The organism is Brassicibacter thermophilus (assembly GCF_055378355.1).
On sequence record NZ_AP042446.1, the window covers coordinates 1,310,387 to 1,335,459 of the forward strand.

Below are 25,073 nucleotides of genomic sequence, written 5' to 3' on the forward strand. Positions count from 1 at the left end.
ATTTTATTTAAAAGATTAGAGGTGAAATAAAATTGTTAAGATTTATATTAAAAAGAATTTTACAGATTATACCGACTTTATTTGTTGTTGTATTTATAGTTTTTGTTATCACACGTATAATACCTGGAGATCCAGCTGCGGTTATGTTAGGTCCACAAGCAACAGTTGAAGCTATTAATGAACTTCGTGAAGAGTTAGGATTAAATGATAGTATAATTAAACAATTTGGATATTATTTGAAAGATATCTTAAAAGGTGATTTAGGTAAGTCTTATTATTATAATGAATCTGTAATGAAGCTTATTGCTGAACATTTTCCAAACACATTAATTTTGGCACTAACAAGTATAATAATTGGTTTAATAGTGGGAATTCCTGTAGGAGTTATTTCTGCTACAAAGCAGTATTCTGCTTTTGATTATATATCCATGGTTATTGCTTTGATAGGTATTTCTATGCCAATATTTTGGCTTGGTATGATGCTCGTTTTGTTATTTAGCGTAAATTTACGATGGCTTCCTTCTGTTGGCATGGGTTATGGAGGATTTGTTGATGCAGTTAAACATTTAATACTACCTTCTATATGTTTGGCAACTGGTCCGACGGCAGTTTTTGCACGTTTTACGCGTTCTAGTATGTTAGATATTATAAAAGAAGATTACGTGAAAACTGCAAGAGCAAAAGGGTTAAAAGAAAATATAGTAGTATGGAAACATGCTTTTAAAAATGCCTTACCACCTATAATAACAATTGTGGGAATGAGGTTTTCTGCGGCATTGTCTGGAGCAGTTCTTACAGAAACAATTTTTAGTTGGCCAGGATTAGGAAAGCTTATAGTTGATTCTATTCAAAATAGAGATTACACATTAGTCCAAGGAAGCGTTATATATTTGGCGTTTATATATATGTTTGTCAACTTGATAGTAGATATTGGATATGGACTTTTAAATCCTAAAGTAAAAGCTTCACTTCAAGGAATAGAAGGTGGTGAATAATGATGAGTGTGCAAGAAAAAAAATATGATATTGTCGAACAAGAAAAAAAAGATTTAGAAATTATGAAAAAAGAAGCTAAAGCAAACAGTTTTATTAAAAAGTTATTAAGGAATAAAACTGCTGTTGTCGGTTTTGTAATAATTATTATTGTCATTATCACAGCTATTTTTGCTCCTCTCCTTGCTCCATATAATCCAGAACAAATTGACCTTACAAAATTATGCTTGAAACCCGGAACTGAAGGTCATATTTTCGGTACAGATGAATATGGAAGAGATATATTGAGTCGAATAATATATGGCTCTAGGATTTCAATTATTGTAGGTCTTTGTGCAACAGCTTTTGGAGCAATAATTGGTATTGTAATTGGATTAATATCAGGATATAAGGGTGGTAAAATTGATACAGTAATAATGAGAATTATGGACGGTATGTTTGCTTTCCCTTTTATTCTTTTAGCAATAATCATGATGACCGTTCTTGGAAGCGGGATGCAAAATGTTATATTTGCTATAGGAATAGCTAATATACCTTATTATGCTAGAATAGTTAGAGGTCAGGTGCTAATAGTAAAGGAAGAAGATTATTGTCAAGTTATAAAGGCATTAGGAGCATCTAATTTTAAAATTATAAAAGATCATATTATACCTAATATTGCATCACCAATAATTGTAAATGCTACATTAAATATTGCAGGTACTATTTTATCTGAAGCCGGTTTAAGCTTTCTTGGTCTTGGGATACAACCTCCAACTCCTTCATGGGGGAATATATTAAAGTCTGGAAAGGATTATTTATTATCTGCACCGCATATTGCAACTTTTTCTGGTGTTGCAATATTAATTACAGTAATTGGATTTAACCTTTTCGGTGATGGCGTAAGAGATGCTTTAGATCCTAAACTTAACAGATAATTATTTTAAAACAGGGTGGTGGCAAGATTGTTTGATAGATTACTAACAGTTAAAAATTTAAAAACATATTTTTATACTGCATCAGGAGTAGTAAAAGCTGTAGATGGTGTAAGTTTTACACTTGATAAAGGTAAAACATTAGGCATAGTAGGTGAATCTGGTTCAGGAAAGAGCGTAACAGCTTCTTCAATAATGAGATTAATACCGCAACCTCCTGGTAAAATAGTTGATGGTGAAATTATTTTTGAAGATAAGAATATATTAGAGATGTCAAAAAATGAACTTTTGGATTTAAGAGGAAAAGATATAGCGATGATTTTTCAAGATCCAATGACTGCATTAAATCCTGTTTTTACTATTGGTTCTCAGATTAAAGAGGCGATACTAGCACATAGAGATATACCAAAAAAGGAGGCAAAAAAACTTGCCATTGATTCACTAAAACTGGTTGGCATACCAGATGCAGAGTCAAGATATGATAGTTATCCTTATGAGTTTTCTGGTGGTATGAGACAACGTGTTATGATAGCCATGGCTATAGTATGCAATCCTAAATTACTTATTGCTGATGAACCTACAACTGCCTTGGATGTTACTATTCAAGCTCAAGTATTAGATTTAATGAAAAATCTTCAGAAGCAGTTTAACACTTCAATATTAATAATTACTCATGATATAGGAGTTATATGGGAAATTGCAGATTATGTTATGGTTATGTATGCAGGTAAAACTGTCGAATACACTGATACAATAAATCTATATAAAAATCCTAAACATCCATATACATGGGGATTATTAGATTCTATTCCTAAGAGAAATAGTATAAAAAATGAACCATTGAATACAATTAAAGGTAATCCGCCTGATTTGAGAACTACAGGTGTGGGATGTAATTTTGCTAGCAGATGCCCCTATGCTAAGGAATATTGCAAAAAAAATGAGCCTGAATTAATTGAAGTAGAAGAAAATCATTTTGTGGCATGTCATTTTCAAACAAAAGGTAGCCAACTTGTTAGAAAGGGGGCGAAGTAATATGACTAAAGCAATATTAGAAGTAGAGGAGTTAAAAAAATATTTTATAGTTAAAGGTAATAAGCTTTTTGATAAAAAACGATATTTAAAGGCCGTAGATGGGATATCATTTGATATACGAAAAGGAAAAACCTTAGGATTGATAGGAGAATCTGGTTGTGGAAAATCTACCGTAGGTAAGACAATCATGGGCTTAACAAAAGCTACTGATGGATCAATAAAGTTCAATGGTGAAGAAATTACTAGATTTAATCAGAAAAGGATGAAAACATTTAGAAGAAATGTACAAATGATATTTCAAGATCCATATTCTTCATTAGATCCAAAAAAAAGAATTAGTTATATTGTTCAAGAACCTTTACAAATCCATAATATTGGAACTTCAAGTGAAAGAATGGAAAAAGCAAAAAAATTATTAGAAACTGTTGGTCTAAATTATTATTTTATGAATAGATATCCTCATGAATTTAGCGGAGGGCAAAGACAGAGAATTAATATTGCTAGAGCATTAATGTTGGATCCTAAAGTATTAATATGTGATGAGCCAACTTCTGCTTTAGATGTTTCTGTACAAGCTCAAGTATTAAATCTACTTAAAGAATTGCAGGAAAAATTTGAATTGACTTATTTATTTATATCACATGATTTAAGTGTAGTAAAATATTTAAGTGATGAAATTGCAATAATGTATCTTGGGAAAATAGTTGAAATGGGTGAATCTCATGAAATATATAAAAATCCATTACATCCATATACAAAGGCATTGTTTTCAGCCATTCCTACTGAGGATCCTACTGTAAAGATAGATAGAATTACATTAAAAGGAGAAGTTCCTAGCCCATTAAATCCTCCAAAAGGTTGCCGTTTTAATAATAGGTGCCCTTACTCAAAGCCAGAATGTATAGAAGTAAGTCCTAAATTAGAGGATGTAGATAATAATCATAAAGTTGCTTGTTATTTATATAAATGATAGGTGATGAGAAAGTATAAATTTTAAGGAGTGTATGAGAATGTCTATAAAAAAAAATATTTGGAAAGAAATAGATAAAAGAAAAAAAGAACTTATTGATTTATGTTGCGAGTTAGTAAAGATACCTACAGAGAATCCTCCTGGAGAAATGGAAACTATAACTAATTTTATATGTACATACTTTAATGAACATGGAGTTGAAAATAAAGTATACAGGCCTAAGCCAAATAAACCTAATATTGTAGCTGAATATGGAAAAGACAATGGTAAGAAGCTTATATTTAATGGACATGCAGATGTAGTTCCTGCAGGAGACCTATCTAAGTGGGATTTTAATCCTTATTGCGGGGATGTAAAAGATGGTAAAATTCTTGGAAGAGGAACAAGCGATATGAAGGCTGGACTAGGTAGTGCAATTTTTGTTATGTGCCTTTTAGCAGAATTAAATATACCTTTAGATGGTAAATTATTTTTGACAATTGTACCTGATGAAGAAATAAGTGGGGAATTAGGAACAAAATGGATTGTAGAAAATGGTATAGTGTCTGGAGATGCATGTGTAGTTGCTGAACCAACAGGTTATGATAATTGTGAAGTAGGTCAAAAAGGAACTTTATGGGTTAAGTTTAAAGCTGAAGGTGTATCTGCTCATGGTAGCCTTTCGCCATATGTAGGAGATAATGCAATTGTTAAACTTATTAAAGTATTAGATGAAATTAAATGTCTTACGGGATTGCACGGAGAATATGAAGGTGAAGTAGAAAAAGTTATAAAAGAATCAAAAATTGTAGCTAAAGAGTCTTTAAATAAAATAGGAGTAGAAAATATTATTGATCATGTAACGGTAAATATAGGTAGAATTAATGGAGGTACAAAAACTAATATGGTTCCTGATACAGCAGAGGCTGATGTTGATATAAGAATTCCTCTTGGAGTAAGTACCCAAATAGTTATAGATGCTATTGATAAAATAATTAATGGGTTACCTTTTGAAGGGATAACATATACCTATAGCTGGAGATCTGAACCTAATAATGTATCTATAAATAGTGATATAGTGAAAGCAGTTAAAAGAAATGCAAAAGATGTTTTAGGTATTGATATATCAGCTACTTATCAGTGGGCTTCTAGTGATGCTAGGTATTTTCGATATGCTGGCATTCCAACAATCCAATATGGGCCTGCTAATACTGAAGGAATACATTCGTACAATGAAACTGTAGATATAAAAGATGTGATTAACTCAGCTAAAATATATGCAGGAATTATTGTAGACATGCTTGTTGATGATTAATGCAGAAAGGAGTATTTATAATGATACTTTTAAAAAATGGAGCTATATTTGATTGTTATACTGCTAGATATATATATAAAGACATACTTATTAGTGGACAAAAAATATTAAAAGTGGGATGTAATATAGATATTCACGATTCTAAAATAGAGGTTATAGATGTAAAAGAAAAAATTATATGCCCGGGATTTATTGACGCTCATTCACATATTGGAATGTGGACATTTACTGATAAAGGCAATGATGCAAATGAATGTGTTAAACCTATAACTCCTACTATGAAAGCTATTGATGCTGTTAATCCATTTGATCCTGCATTTAGAGATGCATATTCATCAGGTATAACTACAGTTATGGTTTGCCCTGGGAGTGGAAATGCAGTAGGAGGTCAAGGAGCAATTATTAAAACTTGGGGTAAAGATGTTGATGATATGATTATAAAAAGCCATGCAGCTATGAAAATAGCTTTTGGAGAGAATCCTAAGAATGTATATAGTATTCAAGGGAAAAGTCCAAGTAGTAGAATGTCTACATCATCTCTCATAGAAGAACTATTAACTAAAGCTCATATGTATTTTATGGCAAAAAAGAAGGGCGATAAAATAAATTATGATGTTGAACTTGAAGCCTTTATTCCAGTATTTGAAGGAGAAATACCGTTAAAAATTCATGCACATAGAGCTGACGATATTTTAACTGCTATAAGGATAGCTGAAAAATTCAATTTGAAATTAACTTTGGAACATTGTACTGAAGGTTATTTAGTAAAAGATATCTTGAAAGATAAAAATTATCCTATTATGATAGGACCGCTTTTTTCATTTAGAAGTAAAGATGAATTAAAGAATGCATCTCCTGAATGTGCAAAGATATTATCTAAAAATGGAATGCTTGTATCTTTAATATCTGACCACCCATTTACTAATTGTAAATATTTACCTTTGTATGCTGGATTATTAAGTAAATATGGCTTTAGTCATCAGGAAGCATTAAAATCACTAACAATAAATCCTGCAAAAGCTTTAAATATCGATGATAGAGTTGGAAGCATAGAAGAAGGAAAAGATGCTGATTTAGTGATTTTTGATAATGAACCTTTAGAATCATTAACTAATGTTGTTATGACGATTATTAATGGAACAATTGTATATAAAAGTTAAATATTACAAGATTTTGAATGGAGGAAAACATGATGCTAGTTTTAAAAAATGGCAAGATTTTCACTATGGATGAGAGAAAAGTTGTATATGGTGATATCTTGATAGAAGGCAATAAGATAAGAAAGATAGAAAAGGCTATAGACTGTCCTGAATCTGATATAATTGACTTAAAAAACAATATTGTAATGCCTGGACTTATAGACGGACATTGCCATGTAGGGTTAATAGAAAATGGTATAGGGTTTGCTGGGAATGATATGGATGAAAGTAATGAGATAATTAACTCTAATCTTTCTGCTGCTGATGGAATAAATATAAGAGATATATCATTTAAAGAGGCTTATCAGTCAGGAGTTACTACTATTTCTATATGCCAAGGTGATAAAAACATAATAGGTGGTAAATCATCAATATTAAAGACTTATGGGAATTCTCTAGAGGAAATGATAATCAAGAAAGATGCAACTTTAAAGATGTGTATCGGTGATAGTTGTAAAAATTTAAATGATAAGAACCCGAAGATGCCAAGATCAAGAATGGCTATAATGGATATAATAAGGGGTTTTTTCGATGAAGCTAAAAAATATTTAGAAGAAAAATCTAGATATAAAATAAGACCCCAAAATTATAACAAGAAATATGAGGAAATGAGAGCGGTTTTTAATAAAGAAATTCCACTAGAAATTTCATCACATAAAGTTCAGGATATCCAAAGTGCTATAAGATTAGGGAAAGAGTATAAACTAAATGTTATTATAGATTATTGTACTGAGGGATATATGATTGCTGACCAAATTGCAAAGGACGGAATACCTCTTATGTTGGGACCATATTTAACGGACAAGTCAAGCTATGAGTTAACTAATAGAAATGATGAAGCTCCTAGTATTTTTTCTCAAAAGGATGTAATGTTTTGTTTAATAACAAATCATCCAGAAATACCAATTCAGTTGCTCCCTATGTGTGCTGCGATAGCAGTTAAAAATGGGTTAAACTATTTAGAGGCATTAAAAGCAATTACAATAAATCCTGCTAAAATATTAGGAATAGAAAATAGAGTTGGAAGTTTGGAAGTCGGAAAAGATGCAGATATTGTCGTATTTAATGGAGATCCATTGAAAACAAGTACTAAAGTGTTATTAACAATAATTAATGGTTCTATCGTATATAATAAATTATAATCGATTATTATATAGAGGTGAGGCATCGTGAAAAAAGTTGGAGTTATAACAATCGGTCAATCTCCAAGAAGTGATTTGATTCCAGAGATATCAAAATATATTGATAAGGACGTTCAAATAGTAGAATATGGTATACTTGACAATTATACATATGATGAAGCAAGGGAAAAATTCAAACCTGTTTTTGGAGGTAATATTCTTGTTAGTAGAATGAGGGATGGCAAACAGATAGAAATGGATGAGGAAACAGTATATCAAGCACTTCAAGAGTATATTTATAAAGTAGAAAATGATGGTATAAAAATAATACTCCTATTATGCACAGGAAAATTTCCGCAGTTTAAATGTAACTCACTTTTAATTACGCCTTTTTCAATAATTCATTCAATTGTAAAGAGTGTAGCAGGAAATGCTAAAGTAGGAATAATAGTACCGGATATTTCACAAATACCACAATGTAAAACTTTGTGGAGAAAGAGCGGAATTGATGCAGTTATAAGATCTGCTTCACCATATAAACATATTGATGGGGAAATTCAGAAAGCAGCTATAGAATTAAAAAACGAACGGGTATCAATGATCGTGATGGATTGCATGGGATATACAATTGAGATGAAAAATATGGTACGAAAGGTTACTGAAGGGCCTGTAATTTTGTCAAGGATGTTAGTAACTAGCATATTAAATGAAATATTGTAATTAATAGTACTACGTTTCAAGCTTATTATGAACAAACTTTTTTGAAAAAACTATACTGGATATAATCATGATAGGTATAAATATATACGATTTCAAGACTGATTTAGTTTTGAAATCGTGTATATTGTTTAGACAATAAATATATATTATAAATTTTCAATCCAAGGTGAAAAAGAAGCCGTGATTCTGCATTATTAAAATTATATCCTGTTATAGATTCTATTTTTTTTATACGTTGATATAAAGTATTTCTATGAATAAATAATTTATTAGATGCTTCATTATAATTATAATTACATTCTATTATTTGCATTAATGTACTAAATAGTTCGGTATTATTTTTTTTATCAAAGTCAATCAGTTTATGTATTGAATTTTTATAAAGTCTTTCTATTATGGGGTTATCTTTAATATTATAAAGTAGATGGTAGATTATCAAGTCATCATATGGATAGATGGATTTAGTATTTTTGAAAATTTTTGAGCCTATTTTTATGCTAAATACTGCATCTTCATATGCTAGATTTAATCTATCTATAGTATCGTAAGCCCTACTTATTCCAATAGAGAAACTATATTCAGGCATTTGTACTTCAAGTTCTTTTAATAAATTGTTATAATTTTCAATTAGTTTAGCGTTAGGTAATTCATCATGCTTTATTCTTATAAAAATAATTGAGGAGTTTTCACATACAGCATAATCTTCGTAAAATCTACTTTTTGCAATATTAAGAGTTTTATTAATTATTTTTTTGGGGATTATATCAGAAGAGGATGGATTAAGATGACTATTATTTAAATATTTTATTTTTATAATCCATACAAATCTTTTCATATTGTATTTAAAATTAAAGTAATTACATTCATTTTCAATTATTTTTTTATCAGAATATAAGCCATATAATATTCCTCTGATGAACTCATCTTTAGATTTATTATATATCACTTCGTTTTGATGGTAAGACATCATAGATATAACAATAAATGGGATTACTTCATTAACTATCTTTAAGTCATACTTTCTATTATCCAATGAAGTACAACTTATTAAACAAAGGTATCCTAGCAATCTATCGAATGCTTTTAAAGGATAAATTGAATATTTATCATTTAAATTAGTACATATTAACGGTGTTAGAGTTGAAAATTCATTAGTAGAATTTTTACTTAATAATTTTGATATATAACTTATAGGTATGTTTTTTTTGCTATTGTCTACTTCTATATATTCTAGTATTTGACAATTATCTGAAAGTAATAAAATTGTTTTCCTGATATAAAGTGAGAAAATAAATAGAATATTAGATAATGTATAATATTTACTTTCCTTTAATGCAATAAGATTATTTTTAAGTTGGTTTATAAGATATTCATCAATATTAGTTTGACCAAATATTTTAAGAATATTTTTATAATCTAAATCAGAAGATGTTTCCAAAATAGGAAATTCCATTTGATCAACAAGTTTTATTATTTGTTCAAGTTTTGACTTTGTTTCTATGTCTATTTGTTTAATATTAATAATAAGTGCAGCAATTTTCTTTTGTTTTAATAAATTAATTATATTTATTATACTAATTTTTTCTTTGATTAATATATTTGAGTTTAGGATTATAAGATCATTTTTGTTTATCCAATAAGGTTTATCAGGGACATCGAGAAACACAATATTTTTTATTTCATTAGTTATATATTCGTATCCATTTAATATGCTAAATTCATAAAGTGTTTTGAGCTTATCTAATAATTCTTTGAATTGCATAAACATTCACCTCATACTTATTTTTTCTTATGTTTACAAAAATTTAAGAACAATATTAAATAATTTTGATATATGTATCAATAATCCATGATAAATAATATTGAATTTTCAAGGTACATAAATGTTATTTAACAGAAAAGTTTTAATTATCATCTAGTATACTCTGAATATATATAACAATCAAGTGAAATTTCAAATTAAACCATCAGACATAATAATATATACAAAAAATATGTATTACTATATAATAATATTATTAAATCTGTATATTTAGCAAGAAAAGCTATATATAATTTATATACAAAATTTAATAGAAAGCTTATAAATTATCTTTTTCAAATATATAGAAGGGAAGAATAATAACATGAAAGAGGCCGATGTTTATAATGTATATTCAAAATACTTAAAAAATAAATATGGTACAAAAGTATACAAGTTGCCAATAAAACTTCCTCTAACTTGTCCTAATAGAGATGGATGTGTTGGATATGGGGGATGTATTTTTTGTGGAGAAGAAGGAGGTAGTTTTGAGAATTTATCAAGTGAATTGTCTGTTTCCAAACAGTTATATGAGAATATGAATTATATAAAGAAAAAGTATAAAGCACAAAAATTTATAGCGTATTTCCAAAATTTTACAAATACATATATGCCTTTTGATGATTTTAAAAAGGCAATAAAAGGTGCCCTAATCTCAGATATAGTAGAGATATCTATTTCTACTAGGCCTGACTGTATTTCGGATAAATACTTACAATTTTTGAAATCAGTTGAGAAGAAAAATGCTATTAATATTTCTTTTGAATTAGGATTACAGACTGTAAACTATCATACACTAAGAAAGATAAACCGAGGTCATGGATTAGCAGAGTTTTTAGATGCTATATTAAGAATTAAAAGGTTCGGATTTGAGACATGCATTCACCTTATATTGAATTTACCTTGGGATACTATGGATGATGTTATTGAGAATGCAAAGATATTATCAGCATTAAAAGTAGAGCAAGTAAAGATTCACTCTCTATATATACTAGAAAATACAAAATTAGGTGAAATGTACAAAAGTGGAGAAATAAATATAATATCTAAAGCAGAATATATTGAAAGAGTCATAACTTTTTTGGAATACCTAAATAAAGATATTGTTATTCAAAGAATAGTTGGCAGAGCTCCAGAAGAGGGTGCATTATTTGTTAACTGGAATACAAGTTGGTGGAAAATAAGAGACGAGATAATTGAAACAATGATTAGTAGAAAAACCTATCAAGGTATTAAATGTGATTATTTAAATGGTAAAGCTTTAAAAAATTTGTAGAAAAATAAAGGGAAAACGTATCACTTGTAGAATGTATTATATAAGTATTATTAATTTATTTGGGAGGGTGATTAAGATGATAAGGTTTATTTGCGGAATAAAAGGTGCAGGTAAGACTAAGAAACTAATAGAGATGGCTAATGATGATGTTAAAAAAGGAATAGAAAATATTGTTTTTGTTGATTTTCAAGATAACCAATTATTAAATCTTGATTATTCAGTAAGACTTATTGATGCCATAGAGTTCAATGTTAATAATGTTGAATCGTTCTATGGCTTTTTATGTGGGATTATAGCAGGTAATTATGATATTAATAACATATATGTAGATAATATTTATAATTACATCGAATTGAATGATGATATCTTAGAGAACTTAATTAAAAGATTAGAAAAAATATCTAACATATTTAATACGAATTTTTACATAAGTTTAAACGTAAATAAAGAAAATATACCAAGTAATTTGAAAGAATTGGTTTTAGAATAGATATGATAAGTATTCTATAAATAGTTACGTTTTTGTCATTAAATTAAACTATTTATGAGATTGACATATATTTGTAGTTGGATTAAAATTTAGATGTATAAAATAAAATTTAGATGTATAAGAGGAAAAAGGGGAGCTAAAGAAATTTGGCTGAGAGGAAACTATATGTTTCGACCCTATAAACCTGAACTGGGTAATGCCAGCGGAGGGAAATATTTTATTATTTTATTACTTTATTACTTAATGGTTACAAAACCTCTTTTTCCTGAATATGGGAAAAGAGGTTTGCTTTTTAATATTATTAAAGGAGATGATAAATATGTCTAAAGTTAATGTTAGTCTTCAAGTCATACCAAATGTTGAAGAGTCAAAAATTTATGATGTGGTAGATAAGGTGATACAGTTTATTTCATCTACTGGGATTAAATACGAAGTTGGACCAATGGAAACTACAATGGAAGGTGAGTTAGAAGAATTATTAGATATAGTAAAAAAATCACAAGAAATATGCGTAAATGAAGGAGCTAATAGAGTGTTGTCAGTTGTCAAAATTGACTATAAGCCTGAAGGTGTGACAATGAATGAAAAAGTTAGCAAATACAGAAAGTAAATTTATACCAGTAACTTTTTTAGGATTGCTGTTATTGATTTGGCAGATAATAGTCGATAAAGGTGTTATTGCTAGATATATATTACCTGCTCCTAAGGATATTTTAGTCACATTGATAAAAATATTACCGCAAATTAAAGAACATATATTTACTACATTATATGAGGCTTTATTAGGTTTTTTTATATCTATAATATTTGCTATGATTCTAGCTATAATTATGGATAATGTAAAATTTATTAAGAGTGCATTGTATCCGCTTTTAGTTATATCTCAAACTATACCTACAATTGCATTAGCACCATTATTTATTTTGTGGTTTGGATTTGGGAAGTTACCGAAAATAATTGTAGTAGTATTAGTATGCTTTTTTCCTATAATTATTAACATGCTTCAAGGGTTAGAATCTGTCGATGAAGATATGATAAATTTATTAAAATCTATGGGGGCTAATAAAATTCAAATATTTAAAATGATAAAATTTCCAGGGGCTATAGTAAGCTTTTTTTCTGGGCTTAGAATAGCAGCTACATATAGTATAATGGGTGCTGTAATAGGCGAATGGCTTGGAGGGAAAACTGGCATAGGTGTGTATATGATAAGAGTAAAAAATTCTTTTGCATTAGATAAATTTTTTGCAGCTATAGTTATAATAGTGGTATTAAGCATAACTATTTTTAAAATTATATCATTAATAGAATATATATCTATGCCGTGGAAAAGAGAAATAAATAATAAAAGTTAGGAGAGATGTAAATGAAAAAAACATTTATATTATTATTAATTATTTCATTAACTATAATGACTTTTATAGGATGTACATCTGAGGGGAAACAAGTAGATAAACCACCTGTTAAAGGAAATGAAGAACTTGTAAACGTTAAATTGCTTTTAGATTGGTATCCTAACACTAATCATACAGGTATATATGTAGCTAAAGATAAAGGGTTTTATGAAGATGAGGGATTAAAAGTTGAAATTATACAACCTGCTGGTGGAGGAAGTGCTGAAGCTATAGCAGCTGGAAAGGGTGATTTTGGTATAAGTTATCAAGAACAAGTTACATATGCGAAAACATCTAAAAATCCATTGCCTATAAAGGCAATTGCTGCTATAATCCAACACAATACCTCTGGATTTGCGTCTCCTGTAGAAAAAGGAATTAAAACTGCTAAAGACTTTGAAGGAAAAAAATATGGAGGCTGGGGTTCTCCTATGGAAGAGGCAATGATTAAGGCAGTTATGGAAAAAGAAGGTGGAGATTTTTCTAAAGTTGAAATTATTAATATTGGAGAATTAGATTTTTTCACAGCAGTGAAAGACCATGTAGACTTTACTTGGATATATTATGGATGGGACGGTGTAGCTTCAGAACTTAAGAATTATCCTTTAAACTTTATTAAACTTCAGGATGTGGAACCAAATTTAGACTTTTATACGCCTTTAATTATTGCGAGAGATGATTATATAGAAAATAATCCTGAATTAGTAAGGAAATTTTTAAAAGCTACAACAAAAGGGTATGAATATGCAATAAATAACCCAGAAGAAGCAGTTAAATCTTTATTGAAGGAAGTTCCAGAAATAGATGAAGAACTTGCTATAGCAAGTCAAAAATATTTAGCAAATGAATATAAAGCAGATGCTGATAGATGGGGAGAAATGAGTATTGAAATATGGGAAAATTATTCTAAATGGATGTTTGAAAGAGGTTTAATAGAAAATGAATTGGACGCCGAAGAAGCTTTTACCAATGAATTCTTGCCTAAAAAATAAAAAACTTGAGGTTTATAGTATTAATAAAAATTTCGGGAATACTGCTGTTTTATCAAATATATCATTGAATTTGAAAGAAGGAGAATTTGTATCTATATTAGGACCTAGTGGTAGTGGTAAGAGCACTTTATTTAATATAATAGCTGGGCTTATTCCTCCTGATACGGGGAAAGTAATAATTGATGGTGTAGATTATACAGGGAGAACTGGGAGAGTTAGTTATATGTACCAAAAAGATTTGTTATTACCTTGGAAAAGGATAATAGATAATGTATCTATACCACTACGTATAAAGGGTATTAACAAAAATGAGGCAAGAAAAAATGTAGATAAATATTTCAAAATGTTTGGCATCGATGGATTTCAATATAAGTATCCATTTCAATTATCAGGGGGAATGAGACAGCGTGCTGCTCTTATGAGGACATATATGTTTTCTAGAGACATAATACTATTAGATGAACCTTTTGGAGGGCTTGACGCAATAACAAGGTCAAAAATGCATTTTTGGCTAATGAATATATTAAATTCATTAAATGTATCGATATTATTTATAACTCATGATATAGAAGAAGCTATTTTATTATCTGATAGGATATATATATTGTCTAACAGACCAGCCAAAAATAAAGAGGAATTAAATATAAAACTTCCAAGACCTAGAGACAAAGAAATAACTACTTCTGTTGAATTTAACAACATTAAAAGACATATTATGGAAATACTAGGTTAGTTGATATATTGAAGAGGAGTGATTAAATGGCTATATTTGATAATGAAGCTAAAAATTATGACCAGTGGTATACCACAAAGATGGGTAATTTTGTCGATAAAGTAGAAACTGAATGTGCATTTAAACTTTTTAAAGGTAATGGAATAAAAAAAGTATTAGATGTTGGATGTGGTACAGGTAATTTTAGCATTAAACTTGCAAAAATGGGATATGATGTTACAGGTGTAGATATTTCAGATGAAATGCTTAAAATAGCTAAGAAAAAAGCGAAGAAAGAGAGACTAAATATAGAATTTTATAATATGGATATATATGATTTGTCTTTTCCGTCAAATTATTTTGATGCAGTTTTTTCAATGGCTGCTTTTGAATTTATTCAATATCCAGAGAAAGCTATAAATGAACTTTTTAGAGTTACCAAAAAAGGTGGAGATATACTTGTAGGAACAATAAATAGGGATAGTAAATGGGGCGAACTTTATATGACTAAAAAATTTAGAGAAAATACAGTATTTAAATATGCATACTTTAAAAATTTACAAGATCTTAAAAATCTTAAACCAAAACATCTTATTGATACTGGGGAATGCTTATTTATTCCACCAGATACCCCAGAAGAACATATAAACATGCTTAAGGAGAAGGAACTTTCAACTACAGAAAGAGGAGGATATATATGTGCTCTATGGCGAAAATAGCATCATGCCAAATAACTTTTACTCCTATAGAAAGTCATGATTACTTAGGAGATATAGATAAAGTGCTTGATATAATAAAAAATTCTGGTTTAGAATATAACATAGGTATATTATCTACAACTATTAGAGGAGAAAGAGAAAAAATTATTGCTCTAATATCTGATATATACTATACTATGGATAGTATATGTAGTTTTACAATGGATATAAAGATATCTAATATATGTGGATGTAATTAAAGGTGACTGTAAAAAAGCTTTCATATAAAAAAGGAAGGTAGGCTTTACCTTCCTTTTTTATCCTTTCATCGAAGGAACGAATGTAGCACAGTCTGTTTCTTGAGCACTAGTTGCATTCTTTGGTTGTATTTCTATTGAAGGAGCATTACAATGATCGCCTTCTCCATGATAAATACAAGTATTTACCATACACTTTACTCTATTTATTGAATTGTTATTTTTATTTTGATTCATAATTTATCCTCCTTCTATTATTTTCCGTTCTGTTAACTTAAATGAAAATTGAAAGTCTCGAACTCCTTTAGGTATAATAGCAATAGACACAAAAACACTACTCCAAAGGAGGTCGAGACCTATGACTATTATACCAAAAATTAAGTGTCCTAGATGTAATTCTTCAAAACTTTATAAATTTGGCAAAGATCCTTATGGTTATCAAAAGTATCAATGCCGTGATTGTAGACGTCAATTTTCTACAAAGCCTAAATCTAATACTACACGCAATACCAAACATCCAAGATGTCCCAAGTGTGGCAAAGCATCTTTTATTCATCATAATTATAAACACTATACAAACTATAGATGCTCAGATAAAAAGTGTTACCATTCTTTCTTTATCGCTAAACCAACTACTATCGATAATCCCTCATCGTCTAACCTTTCCGGTAAAACTGATTTTAAAAGAATGAGGTTTCCTATGTTTGTTATTATTACTGCTCTTAACCTTTATTTTTTAAATAACTCTTCAACAAGAAAAATATCACAGTTTCTTTATATTACATATAATATTAAGGTTTCCCATGTATCCATTGCATCCTGGGTTAAAAAGTTTGCACCTTTGTTTGACAGTATATCTAGTAAGCTTTCTTCAACCATTGACTTATCTTCTTCTGATGAGTGGCATGCTGATGAAACTGTTGTTAAAATTAATGGTAAAAAACATTATCTCTGGTTTATCATTGATTCTGAAACTCGCTTTATTATAAATTTTCATCTATCTCCTTACAGAAATTCTAACCAGGCCTTCAGCCTTTTTAAAAAAGCAAAGAAATTTGGCATTCCTAATACTATCGTTACTGATAGATATAGTGCTTATAAGGTGCCTGCTAAATCTATCTTTGCCGGTGCCAACCATATAAGAGTTGAATCTTTTGATGATGATATATCAAACAATATAATTGAATCTTTTAATAAGGAATTTAAAGCCTGGTATAAACCAAAGCGAGGTTTTAACTGTTTCGAAAGCGCTAATAACTTAATTGCAAACTTTGTATTCTTCTTTAATTATATACGGCCTCATTCTTCTTTGAGTAACCTTACTCCTGCCCAGGTAGCAGGTGCCAAATATAGCGATAGAGATCGCAGTAATTGGTTATTATCTGCATAATATTTACTTGTTAAGGGTTCTCTCTGCTTTGCCTTATTTCTTGGTTTATTTGCTATGCAATTTTTATTTTTACAGCCCTTAACCATTCCATAGCTATTTAAAATAAAGCTGTCAAGGGCGAGCTTTGCTCGTTTATCTTGACCCTTGACAGCTTTATTGTAATAGCTAAAATTCATATAGGGCTGTAAGGTCAAGATCCATTAAGAATTTTTCTATAAAATCATGCTATTTTTTCATTTTAAGTTAACAGTTCCTTATTTTCTTTTTGCTTCATAAATTATTATGTGAAATTATGTAGTATAATATGTATAAGGTAAATAATAAAAAACAATAATATGACATAATTTATATTGTCTTAAATAAATTTTATAACAAAGAAATTTTGTAATAATAAGACAAAAAATTATTACGAACCGCTAGGGAGGAATATAATGACAACTTTGGAAAGATTAGATAAAATACTATCTAATATGGGTTATGGTAGTAGGAAAGAAGTGAAATTGCTAATAAAAAGTGGTAAAGTAACTATTAATGGTAAGGTAGCAATAGATAATTCTTTAAAAATTAATCCTTATGAAAATAAGATATGTGTAGAGGGTAATGAAATATGTTATAGAAAATATATATATTTAATGATTAATAAACCACAAAACACAATATCTTCTACTTATGACCCTTTAAATACTACTGTTATTGATTTAATTGATGATAAATACAAGAACTTTAAACCTTTTCCTGTAGGAAGACTTGATAAAGATACTGAGGGATTATTAATTTTAACTAATGATGGAAATTTAGCTCATAATTTATTGTCTCCTAATAAGCATGTTGAAAAAAAATATTATGCTTTAATACGTGGAAAAGTAGATAATGAAGATGTAATATCTTTCAGCAAAGGAGTAACTATAGATGGAGGATATACAACTAAACCTTCTAAATTAACTATTATAAAATCAGATGATATTTCTAAAATAGAAATAATAATAACTGAAGGTAAGTTTCACCAAATTAAAAGAATGTTTAGAGCTGTAGGAAAGGAGGTAATATATTTAAAAAGATTATCTATGGGACAATTAATTTTAGATGATAATCTTAGCCCTGGAGAATATAGAGAATTAAGTGATGAAGAAGTAAACTTGTTATTAAGTAGTTATAAATAGATAATAAGAGAATAATATATAGTACTATGTATAGGTAAGTAAATTTTGAATATTAAAAAATTGTATAATAAAATTTCCTCAATCATTTAAAATATGTTAAAATAGAATAGCGTTTATTATAGTTTTAGATAGGGTGTTAATGTTGACTTATTATAACAAAAAAAATATTTTTGATATATTTTTTAGCCATAGAGATTCTTTGATTATGCAATACAAAAATGGAGATATAACTAAAAGAGAATTTTTACAATATAATTTTGAATTTATTCAAAAAATGCACGTAAGACCTTTTACAAAAATTGATAGCTTTGAAAAAGGAATGTACAATTATCAGTATTACAATATGTTAGCAAAATACTATATTATGTTAGCATGGGATATAAAAAAGGGAGAGAAGCATACTAAATATTCTAGAACATATTTAAATAAGGGTAATTATTATTACAATGAAAAAGATAAGTCTACTTATCAATTACTTAAGTTTTTAAATTTTGAAAACGTTGAAGCTTATTTTATAAAAGTAAATTCAAGATATCTAAAAAATAAATTATATGAGATAGTTTTACTCGATTACGAATACGCTATTTTCCATTCTAAGAGTAATTGGCTTTTAAAAATTTTAAGGCAGGAAAATGTATTTATTGAAGAAAAGAAAAAATCTTTAATTGATGAATATATCAATGAAAAGTATTAACTTAATGAATAAATAAAAAAAACGGCTAATTAACCGTTTTTTTATTAAATATTAATTTGCAATTGTTTTAATTATTGTTTCTAATGAGCTATTTCTTTTTATATTAAATGTGCCTGATTTCAATTTTCTATCTAAACCTAACTCTTGAGCTTTAAAGAGAAATTGATTTTTATCATCTATTAATCCTTTATTATACAAAATATTGGCTATATTTGTAGCTAATGATCCACTAGGTATTTCTACTTTAATAATTTCTTCAGGGACTTCTTCAGTATATGAATTTGATTGAGTGCTTTCATCATCTTGGGATTCTAATTTTTCTTGATCGACTATTTGTTCATTTTCAGATTCTTCTACGTTTTCCATAGACATATTATCATTGTTGTCAGTTGAGTCAGAAACAATAACATTATTTTCTGTAGTAGTATTTATTGGAGATTTAGTAAATAATATATCTAGTCGCCAACCGATTACTCCAACTACGGCTACAATAATAAATATTATTAATATGTAATCTATAGCATCATAAAAGAAGTCCTTAATACCTTCAATTAATTTTTTCACTTTTTTCACCTCTAAAAATATATGATTATGTATGTTTGTGTTAAAATAATATTAACTCTTATATATAAATATAACACATTATAGACGTTGATTACAATATTATATAAAATTAAGTTATGGCTGTATTTGATATATGTTGAATTAGAGGAATGAATTGGAGGTTTTATTTTGCAAGAAATAACAATTGATAAAAATGAAAAAGATCAAAGAATTGATAGATTTTTAAAAAAGATGTTTCCTAAGGCATCTAAAGGATTTATTTATAAAATGCTTAGGAAAAAGAGAATAAAGTTAAATGGTGCTAAGGCTAATCCTAGTGACATAATAATAGAAGGTGACAAAATTCAAATGTATTTGGCCGATGATACTATTAATAAATTTAAGGGAAGTGATAAAGAAATAAAGTCATATTCAAAATTAAATATTATATATGAAGATTCAAATATTGTATTAATTAATAAACCTAAAGGGTTGTTATCTCATGGGACAAATAATTCATCTTATGAAAATAACGTTGTAGACCAATTAGTAAGCTATTTATATAATAAAAAAGAATATATACCTAGATTAGAAAAAACATTTACTCCTTCTATATGTAATAGATTAGATAGAAATACTAGTGGCATAATAATAGGAGCTAAAAACTATGATTCTTTGAAAATAATTAACAAAGCCATTAAAGAAAATAAAATTAAAAAGATTTATATATGTGTAATAAAGGGTAAAATTGAAAAAAATACAAGGTTGATTGGTTTTTTGACTAAAAATGAAGAAAAAAATAAGGTATATGTTTCAAAAACTAATAATAAAGATAGTAAAAAAATTATTACAGATGTAAAAGTACTAAAAACTAATGGTGAATATAGTTTATTAGAAATAGATTTAATAACAGGACGTACACATCAGATAAGAGCACATTTAAGTTCAATCGGGTGTCCTATCATTGGAGATACAAAATATGGGAATAAAAAAATAAATAAATATTTTTTAGAAAAATATGGATTAAAGAGTCAATTCCTTCATGCTCATAAAATTGTATTTAATAATTTACATAGTCCTATGGATTATTTAAATAAAAAGGAATTTATTGCAGACATAGACGATACTTTAAACTATATTTTAAGAGATTTATTTGAAGGATGATTTCAAATGTGAGGTGAGAAAAATGAAAATATATATAGCTGGCAAGAGAGATATTGATTCTTTAGTTAACTTATGGGGAGAGTTATCACGTTACCATAAAAATTTTATTGATTATTTGTCGCCTAGAGACGAATGGGATAAGCAAATTAGAAGGTTATTTATATCTGATTTAAATAAAAAGAATACAATAATTTTAATATCTAGAGATTGGAATATGGCTACTGGATTTATCAGAGGTGAATTAAAAATGCCTGAAAAAATATTTAAAAAAAGAACAATTGGATATATAAGTGATTTTTATATTAAGGAAGAATACCGAGGCACAGATTTAGCACAGAATTTTATGTCAGAAATAATAAAATGGTTTAAGTCTAAGGGAGCTGATGATTTAAGGTTAAATGTTAATTCCGAAAATATAAGAGCAATAAGATTTTATGAGAAATGTGGGTTCAAAGAAGTAAGTAAGTCTTTAATGTTGAAATTATAAAATTAAATCATTATAGACTAATGATGTAAAATTAAGTGACAAAGAGAGTATTATTTTTTACTTTAACTTTAGAAAAAAGGGGGATCATATTATGGAAAGAAAAACAGAAAATATAAAAGTAAATGTATATGGATATGGGAACCTTGTGGTAGACAAAGGAATAACACTTGAAAAGTTATTAATGGAGTTAAAAAAGGATAAGTATAGTAATTACTTAGCTGCAATTATAGATAATGAAATAAGGCATTTAGAATATAAAATAGAAAAGAATTGTAATATTAAATTTATTGATATTACTCATAAAGATGGGATGAGGATTTACACAAGAACTCTTGCGTTTATATTTATAAAAGCATGTAAAGATTTATTTGGAGATTGTAGGGTTAACATTGAACATTCTTTAAGTAATGGGATATATACAGAAATATATAAAGAAAATAAAGTAAATCATATAGATATAATAAAAATTAAAAATAGGATGAAACAGATAATAGAAGAAAATATACCTATTAATAGAGTTTTAATGCCTAAGACAAAGGCACAAGAGATATTTAGAAATCAAGGCATGGAGGACAAGGTTAAACTGTTAAATTATGTGGAAAAAGATAATGTACATGTTTATGATATAGATGGTTTTTATGGATTATTTTACGGATACCTTGCACCTTCTACAGGGTATGTAAATGAATTTAATTTGAAATATTATTTTCCAGGAGTTATATTACAATATCCAAGAAAAGAAAATAATTATAAAGTGCCAAAATTTATTGAACAGAGCAAGTTAGCTAAAATTTTTAGAGAATCTGAGGAATGGGGAGATATATTAGACCTAGGATATGTTGGTTCATTAAATGAAAAAATTGTTAATGGCTCAATTGGAGAAGTTATAAGGATTTCAGAGGCGTTACACGAGAAAAAAATTGCTTATTTTGCAGATATGATAACTAAAGATAAAGATATAAGATTAATTTTGATTTCAGGTCCATCATCTTCAGGTAAGACTACTTTTGCACAAAGATTAGGTATACAGTTAAAGGTAAATGGTAAGAAGCCAATTGCTATTTCTTTAGATGATTATTTTGTTAATAGAGAAGATACACCTAAAGATGAAAATGGAAATTATGACTTTGAATCTATAAATGCTATTGATATTGAGTTATTTAATAACGATTTAGTTAAATTGCTTTCAGGTAAAGAAGTTGAGATACCAAGGTATAATTTTGTGACTGGAAAAAGGGAATATACTGGACGTAAAATCATGATAGATGAAGACCATCCTATAATTGTTGAAGGAATACATGGATTAAATGAAATACTTACATCTTCTATACCTCATAATAACAAATTTAAAATATACATTAGTGCCTTAACGCAACTTAATTTAGATTCCCACAATAGAATACATACTACAGATACAAGATTAATACGAAGAATAGTTAGAGACAATAAGTATAGAGGCAATAATGCTTTAAGAACTCTTGAGTTATGGGATTCTGTGAGAAGAGGAGAAGAAAAGAATATATTTCCATACCAAGAAGAAGCAGATGTTATGTTTAACTCTTCTTTAGTTTATGAATTAGCAATATTAAAAAAATATGCTGAACCTTTGCTAAAGGAGATAGACAGTAGTAGCCCATATTATTCTGAAAGTAAAAGACTTTTAAAATTTCTTCAATATTTTAAAAGTATTGAAGATGAGGATGATATTCCATGTACTTCGATTATTAGAGAATTTATAGGTGGTAGTTGTTTTAGATGGGAATAGTTGTTGTTGACTATTTCCTTTTTATGCTTTATGTTTATATAGGAAATATCAATAATATTTCATTATGCAATTTTTTGTTTAATTAAAATTTAAAATAGAAAGCATAAAAATAAGGGGGTTATAGATTTGCAACTAAATTTGGACAAGTTAATTGAGGATAATAAACACTTAACTAAAAAAGGAAAAGTTGCCACATATATTCCTGCACTAGCTAAGGCTAATCCTGAAGATTTAGGTATTTGTATATTAAATATTGATGGTAGTGTACTTAAAGCAGGTAAATACAATAAAAAATTTACTATTCAAAGTATATCAAAAACAGTATCTTTAATGCTTGCAATTTTAGATAATGGAGAGGAATTAGTATTCAGTAAAGTTGGTATGGAGCCTACCGGAGATGCTTTTAATTCTATAATAAAACTAGAAACAACTATGCCTTCTAAACCTTTTAACCCCCTAATTAATGCAGGGGCAATTGCAATTGATTCTATGATAAAAGGGAAAAATCCAGAAGAAAAATTTGATAGATTATTAAATTTTTTCAAAAAGATTACGGGAAATAAAGATTTAAAAATTAATGAAGAGGTATATAAAAGCGAGAAGAGAACAGGTAATAGAAATAGAGCTATGGCCTATTTTATGAAAGATAATGGTATTATAGAAGGAGATGTTGAAGAAATATTAGACGTTTATTTTAAACAGTGTTCTATTGAGGTAGATTGTGTTGATATTGCTAATATAGGGTTATTTTTAGCTAATGGAGGAAAAGATTTTAAAACTGGGGAAAGAATTGTTTCAGAACATTTAGCTAGGATAGTGAAAACTTTTATGGTAACATGTGGTATGTACAATGCTTCTGGTGAATTTGCAATAAGGGTAGGTGTGCCAGCTAAAAGTGGAGTAGGAGGAGGAATAATGGCTGCAGTTCCAAACAGAATGGGGATAGGTATTTATGGACCTTCATTAGATGAAAAAGGAAATTCTATTGGAGGATATGGGTTGTTAAGAGATTTATCTAGACTACTTGATTTAAGTATATTTTAGCTGCGGTCTTCCAAAATCTACAAATTTACCTGTGCATATAATAGAGGCAGTACCTTCCATAAAAATTTCTAAATCTTGGGAAAGTTCAATGTTGATAATTCCACCTTCTGATTGAACTTCAACTTTGTGATTAAGTAAGTTTAATATATGTCCTACTACTACACTTGCACATGCTCCTGTTCCACAAGCAAGAGTTCGGCCAGCACCTCTTTCCCAAGTATATATTTTTATTTTTTTGGAAGAACAAATTTCAATGAAGTTTACATTAGTACCTAAAGGAAACATATGATGTTTTTCTATTATTGCACCTAGTTTATTTACATTTACAGAATTTATATTATTAACGAATAGTATTGTGTGAGGAACTCCTACTTTTATTGTTGAGATATTATAAGGTTTACCATCTATATTTATTTTTTGATTGATAAAATCTTTTCCATTATATAAAACAGGTACATTTTTAGGGTCAATTATAGGAGTTCCCATACTAACTCTTATCCTTTGTACTTTTCCATTATCAACCACAAGGTATACAGTTTTAATTCCTGCTAATGTTTCTACTGTGAATTTTTTTTTAGATACTAGATTGTTTTCATAGACAAATTTAGAAAAACACCTAATTCCGTTTCCGCACATTTCGCCTATTGAACCGTCTGAATTTAAATACATCATTTTAATATCTGCAACTTTACTTTTTAAAACTACCATTATGCCATCTCCACCAACACTATAATGTCTATCACATGCTTTTATTGCTAGATTTTTGTAATCAATAATTTTATCTTGTAATCCGTTAAAAATAACAAAATCATTACCTGCAGCTTGCATTTTTGTAAAATTCATAAACAAATCCTCCTATACGTAAATAAATATTTACATTATACTATAATTATAGCTAATATTGAGAAAAAAAGAACGTTGGAATTAAATATTTACAGGTAATTAAGTTTTGGATTAAAAT

General features: G+C 28.2%; 27 protein-coding genes and 1 riboswitch. Of the genes, 23 read left to right on the forward strand and 4 right to left on the reverse strand.

The window, feature by feature from the left end:
- Positions 1 to 32: 32 nt before the first annotated feature.
- The 8 genes from ACZ41D_RS06155 to ACZ41D_RS06190 are packed head-to-tail and all read left to right on the forward strand — an operon-like array spanning position 33 to position 8,245.
- A complete protein-coding gene (locus tag ACZ41D_RS06155) occupies positions 33 to 995 on the forward strand; it encodes an ABC transporter permease (protein WP_464153025.1) in 963 nt (320 codons plus the stop codon).
- Positions 995 to 1,909, forward strand: a complete 915-nt coding sequence (locus ACZ41D_RS06160) for an ABC transporter permease (RefSeq protein ID WP_464153026.1) — start codon at positions 995 to 997, stop codon at positions 1,907 to 1,909. The genes ACZ41D_RS06155 and ACZ41D_RS06160 overlap by 1 nt, the downstream gene beginning before the upstream one ends.
- A gap of 27 nt (positions 1,910 to 1,936) precedes the next feature.
- Positions 1,937 to 2,941 (forward strand): ABC transporter ATP-binding protein, encoded by a 1,005-nt coding sequence (locus ACZ41D_RS06165; protein WP_464153027.1) that lies wholly within the window; start codon positions 1,937 to 1,939, stop codon positions 2,939 to 2,941.
- Position 2,942: 1 nt separating this feature from the next.
- Positions 2,943 to 3,911, forward strand: coding sequence for an ABC transporter ATP-binding protein (locus ACZ41D_RS06170; RefSeq protein WP_464153028.1), 969 nt, complete (start codon positions 2,943 to 2,945; stop codon positions 3,909 to 3,911).
- A 40-nt stretch (positions 3,912 to 3,951) separates the two neighbouring features.
- Entirely contained in the window at positions 3,952 to 5,205 is a 1,254-nt protein-coding gene (locus tag ACZ41D_RS06175) for an ArgE/DapE family deacylase (protein ID WP_464153029.1), read from the forward strand.
- 20 nt (positions 5,206 to 5,225) lie between these two features.
- Entirely contained in the window at positions 5,226 to 6,365 is a 1,140-nt protein-coding gene (locus tag ACZ41D_RS06180) for an amidohydrolase (RefSeq protein ID WP_464153030.1), read from the forward strand.
- A 32-nt stretch (positions 6,366 to 6,397) separates the two neighbouring features.
- Entirely contained in the window at positions 6,398 to 7,546 is a 1,149-nt protein-coding gene (locus ACZ41D_RS06185; protein WP_464153031.1) for an amidohydrolase family protein, read from the forward strand.
- Positions 7,547 to 7,573: 27 nt separating this feature from the next.
- The gene (locus ACZ41D_RS06190) at positions 7,574 to 8,245 is read left to right on the forward strand and encodes an AroM family protein (protein WP_464153032.1); all 672 of its coding nucleotides are present in this window, start codon (positions 7,574 to 7,576) and stop codon (positions 8,243 to 8,245) included.
- A 103-nt stretch (positions 8,246 to 8,348) separates the two neighbouring features.
- Here the strand turns inward: ACZ41D_RS06190 and ACZ41D_RS06195 are convergent, their stop codons facing one another.
- Positions 8,349 to 10,007, reverse strand: coding sequence for a PucR family transcriptional regulator (locus ACZ41D_RS06195; RefSeq protein ID WP_464153033.1), 1,659 nt, complete (start codon positions 10,005 to 10,007; stop codon positions 8,349 to 8,351).
- Between the two features lie 364 nt (positions 10,008 to 10,371).
- On the opposite strand from ACZ41D_RS06195, the gene mnmL reads away from it, so the two are divergent.
- The 8 genes from mnmL to ACZ41D_RS06235 all read left to right on the forward strand — a co-directional run bounded on the left by mnmL (position 10,372) and on the right by ACZ41D_RS06235 (position 15,868).
- Complete coding sequence (mnmL, locus tag ACZ41D_RS06200) at positions 10,372 to 11,322, forward strand: tRNA modification radical SAM protein MnmL/YtqA (RefSeq protein ID WP_464153034.1); 951 nt, start codon at positions 10,372 to 10,374, stop codon at positions 11,320 to 11,322.
- 76 nt (positions 11,323 to 11,398) lie between these two features.
- Positions 11,399 to 11,812, forward strand: coding sequence for a hypothetical protein (locus ACZ41D_RS06205; RefSeq protein WP_464153035.1), 414 nt, complete (start codon positions 11,399 to 11,401; stop codon positions 11,810 to 11,812).
- Between the two features lie 119 nt (positions 11,813 to 11,931).
- Positions 11,932 to 12,042: riboswitch (TPP riboswitch) on the forward strand.
- Positions 12,043 to 12,131: 89 nt separating this feature from the next.
- Positions 12,132 to 12,422, forward strand: coding sequence for a thiamine-binding protein (locus ACZ41D_RS06210; RefSeq protein ID WP_464153037.1), 291 nt, complete (start codon positions 12,132 to 12,134; stop codon positions 12,420 to 12,422).
- Complete coding sequence (locus ACZ41D_RS06215) at positions 12,394 to 13,167, forward strand: ABC transporter permease (RefSeq protein ID WP_464153038.1); 774 nt, start codon at positions 12,394 to 12,396, stop codon at positions 13,165 to 13,167. Before ACZ41D_RS06210 ends, ACZ41D_RS06215 begins: the two co-directional genes overlap by 29 nt.
- A gap of 11 nt (positions 13,168 to 13,178) precedes the next feature.
- Entirely contained in the window at positions 13,179 to 14,198 is a 1,020-nt protein-coding gene (locus tag ACZ41D_RS06220; RefSeq protein WP_464153039.1) for an ABC transporter substrate-binding protein, read from the forward strand.
- Positions 14,176 to 14,931 carry an ABC transporter ATP-binding protein gene (locus ACZ41D_RS06225; RefSeq protein WP_464153040.1) on the forward strand — a complete coding sequence of 252 codons (756 nt, stop codon included), beginning with the start codon at positions 14,176 to 14,178 and terminating at the stop codon, positions 14,929 to 14,931. The genes ACZ41D_RS06220 and ACZ41D_RS06225 overlap by 23 nt, the downstream gene beginning before the upstream one ends.
- A gap of 26 nt (positions 14,932 to 14,957) precedes the next feature.
- Positions 14,958 to 15,629 (forward strand): class I SAM-dependent methyltransferase, encoded by a 672-nt coding sequence (locus ACZ41D_RS06230; protein WP_464153041.1) that lies wholly within the window; start codon positions 14,958 to 14,960, stop codon positions 15,627 to 15,629.
- On the forward strand, positions 15,617 to 15,868 hold the full coding sequence (locus ACZ41D_RS06235) for a YkoF family thiamine/hydroxymethylpyrimidine-binding protein (protein ID WP_464153042.1): 252 nt from the start codon (positions 15,617 to 15,619) through the stop codon (positions 15,866 to 15,868). Before ACZ41D_RS06230 ends, ACZ41D_RS06235 begins: the two co-directional genes overlap by 13 nt.
- A gap of 57 nt (positions 15,869 to 15,925) precedes the next feature.
- Here ACZ41D_RS06235 and ACZ41D_RS06240 read toward each other — a convergent pair whose 3' ends face one another.
- A complete protein-coding gene (locus ACZ41D_RS06240; protein ID WP_464153043.1) occupies positions 15,926 to 16,102 on the reverse strand; it encodes a DUF1540 domain-containing protein in 177 nt (58 codons plus the stop codon).
- A gap of 121 nt (positions 16,103 to 16,223) precedes the next feature.
- On the opposite strand from ACZ41D_RS06240, the gene ACZ41D_RS06245 reads away from it, so the two are divergent.
- The 3 genes from ACZ41D_RS06245 to ACZ41D_RS06255 all read left to right on the forward strand — a co-directional run bounded on the left by ACZ41D_RS06245 (position 16,224) and on the right by ACZ41D_RS06255 (position 19,109).
- Positions 16,224 to 17,255 carry an IS6 family transposase gene (locus tag ACZ41D_RS06245; RefSeq protein WP_464150957.1) on the forward strand — a complete coding sequence of 344 codons (1,032 nt, stop codon included), beginning with the start codon at positions 16,224 to 16,226 and terminating at the stop codon, positions 17,253 to 17,255.
- Between the two features lie 431 nt (positions 17,256 to 17,686).
- Positions 17,687 to 18,415, forward strand: coding sequence for a pseudouridine synthase (locus ACZ41D_RS06250; protein WP_464153045.1), 729 nt, complete (start codon positions 17,687 to 17,689; stop codon positions 18,413 to 18,415).
- A 139-nt stretch (positions 18,416 to 18,554) separates the two neighbouring features.
- The gene (locus ACZ41D_RS06255) at positions 18,555 to 19,109 is read left to right on the forward strand and encodes a DUF6648 family protein (RefSeq protein ID WP_464153122.1); all 555 of its coding nucleotides are present in this window, start codon (positions 18,555 to 18,557) and stop codon (positions 19,107 to 19,109) included.
- A gap of 51 nt (positions 19,110 to 19,160) precedes the next feature.
- Here the strand turns inward: ACZ41D_RS06255 and ACZ41D_RS06260 are convergent, their stop codons facing one another.
- Positions 19,161 to 19,673 carry a hypothetical protein gene (locus tag ACZ41D_RS06260; RefSeq protein ID WP_464153046.1) on the reverse strand — a complete coding sequence of 171 codons (513 nt, stop codon included), beginning with the start codon at positions 19,671 to 19,673 and terminating at the stop codon, positions 19,161 to 19,163.
- A gap of 168 nt (positions 19,674 to 19,841) precedes the next feature.
- Here ACZ41D_RS06260 and ACZ41D_RS06265 point away from each other — a divergent pair, with 168 nt between their 5' ends.
- The 4 genes from ACZ41D_RS06265 to glsA all read left to right on the forward strand — a co-directional run bounded on the left by ACZ41D_RS06265 (position 19,842) and on the right by glsA (position 24,112).
- Positions 19,842 to 20,816 carry an RluA family pseudouridine synthase gene (locus ACZ41D_RS06265; protein WP_464153047.1) on the forward strand — a complete coding sequence of 325 codons (975 nt, stop codon included), beginning with the start codon at positions 19,842 to 19,844 and terminating at the stop codon, positions 20,814 to 20,816.
- A gap of 22 nt (positions 20,817 to 20,838) precedes the next feature.
- Positions 20,839 to 21,303: a GNAT family N-acetyltransferase gene (locus tag ACZ41D_RS06270; RefSeq protein WP_464153048.1), complete on the forward strand. Its 465-nt coding sequence runs from the start codon at positions 20,839 to 20,841 to the stop codon at positions 21,301 to 21,303.
- A gap of 91 nt (positions 21,304 to 21,394) precedes the next feature.
- The gene (locus ACZ41D_RS06275; protein WP_464153049.1) at positions 21,395 to 23,068 is read left to right on the forward strand and encodes a uridine kinase family protein; all 1,674 of its coding nucleotides are present in this window, start codon (positions 21,395 to 21,397) and stop codon (positions 23,066 to 23,068) included.
- 126 nt (positions 23,069 to 23,194) lie between these two features.
- A complete protein-coding gene (gene glsA / locus ACZ41D_RS06280) occupies positions 23,195 to 24,112 on the forward strand; it encodes a glutaminase A (RefSeq protein ID WP_464153050.1) in 918 nt (305 codons plus the stop codon).
- Here the strand turns inward: glsA and dapF are convergent.
- A complete protein-coding gene (gene dapF / locus ACZ41D_RS06285; RefSeq protein WP_464153051.1) occupies positions 24,098 to 24,955 on the reverse strand; it encodes a diaminopimelate epimerase in 858 nt (285 codons plus the stop codon). The genes glsA and dapF overlap by 15 nt on opposite strands.
- Positions 24,956 to 25,073: the final 118 nt, after the last annotated feature.

Coding starts and splice junctions, on each gene's coding strand:
- ACZ41D_RS06160 (WP_464153026.1), top strand. CDS start 995: ATGATGAGTGTGCAAGAAAAAAAATATGATATTGTCGAACAAGAAAAA.
- ACZ41D_RS06170 (WP_464153028.1), top strand. CDS start 2,943: ATGACTAAAGCAATATTAGAAGTAGAGGAGTTAAAAAAATATTTTATA.
- ACZ41D_RS06175 (WP_464153029.1), top strand. CDS start 3,952: ATGTCTATAAAAAAAAATATTTGGAAAGAAATAGATAAAAGAAAAAAA.
- ACZ41D_RS06180 (WP_464153030.1), top strand. CDS start 5,226: ATGATACTTTTAAAAAATGGAGCTATATTTGATTGTTATACTGCTAGA.
- ACZ41D_RS06185 (WP_464153031.1), top strand. CDS start 6,398: ATGCTAGTTTTAAAAAATGGCAAGATTTTCACTATGGATGAGAGAAAA.
- ACZ41D_RS06195 (WP_464153033.1), bottom strand. CDS start 10,007: ATGCAATTCAAAGAATTATTAGATAAGCTCAAAACACTTTATGAATTT.
- mnmL (WP_464153034.1), top strand. CDS start 10,372: ATGAAAGAGGCCGATGTTTATAATGTATATTCAAAATACTTAAAAAAT.
- ACZ41D_RS06205 (WP_464153035.1), top strand. CDS start 11,399: ATGATAAGGTTTATTTGCGGAATAAAAGGTGCAGGTAAGACTAAGAAA.
- ACZ41D_RS06210 (WP_464153037.1), top strand. CDS start 12,132: ATGTCTAAAGTTAATGTTAGTCTTCAAGTCATACCAAATGTTGAAGAG.
- ACZ41D_RS06215 (WP_464153038.1), top strand. CDS start 12,394: ATGAAAAAGTTAGCAAATACAGAAAGTAAATTTATACCAGTAACTTTT.
- ACZ41D_RS06220 (WP_464153039.1), top strand. CDS start 13,179: ATGAAAAAAACATTTATATTATTATTAATTATTTCATTAACTATAATG.
- ACZ41D_RS06225 (WP_464153040.1), top strand. CDS start 14,176: ATGAATTCTTGCCTAAAAAATAAAAAACTTGAGGTTTATAGTATTAAT.
- ACZ41D_RS06230 (WP_464153041.1), top strand. CDS start 14,958: ATGGCTATATTTGATAATGAAGCTAAAAATTATGACCAGTGGTATACC.
- ACZ41D_RS06235 (WP_464153042.1), top strand. CDS start 15,617: ATGGCGAAAATAGCATCATGCCAAATAACTTTTACTCCTATAGAAAGT.
- ACZ41D_RS06240 (WP_464153043.1), bottom strand. CDS start 16,102: ATGAATCAAAATAAAAATAACAATTCAATAAATAGAGTAAAGTGTATG.
- ACZ41D_RS06245 (WP_464150957.1), top strand. CDS start 16,224: ATGACTATTATACCAAAAATTAAGTGTCCTAGATGTAATTCTTCAAAA.
- ACZ41D_RS06250 (WP_464153045.1), top strand. CDS start 17,687: ATGACAACTTTGGAAAGATTAGATAAAATACTATCTAATATGGGTTAT.
- ACZ41D_RS06255 (WP_464153122.1), top strand. CDS start 18,555: ATGTTGACTTATTATAACAAAAAAAATATTTTTGATATATTTTTTAGC.
- ACZ41D_RS06270 (WP_464153048.1), top strand. CDS start 20,839: ATGAAAATATATATAGCTGGCAAGAGAGATATTGATTCTTTAGTTAAC.
- ACZ41D_RS06275 (WP_464153049.1), top strand. CDS start 21,395: ATGGAAAGAAAAACAGAAAATATAAAAGTAAATGTATATGGATATGGG.
- dapF (WP_464153051.1), bottom strand. CDS start 24,955: ATGAATTTTACAAAAATGCAAGCTGCAGGTAATGATTTTGTTATTTTT.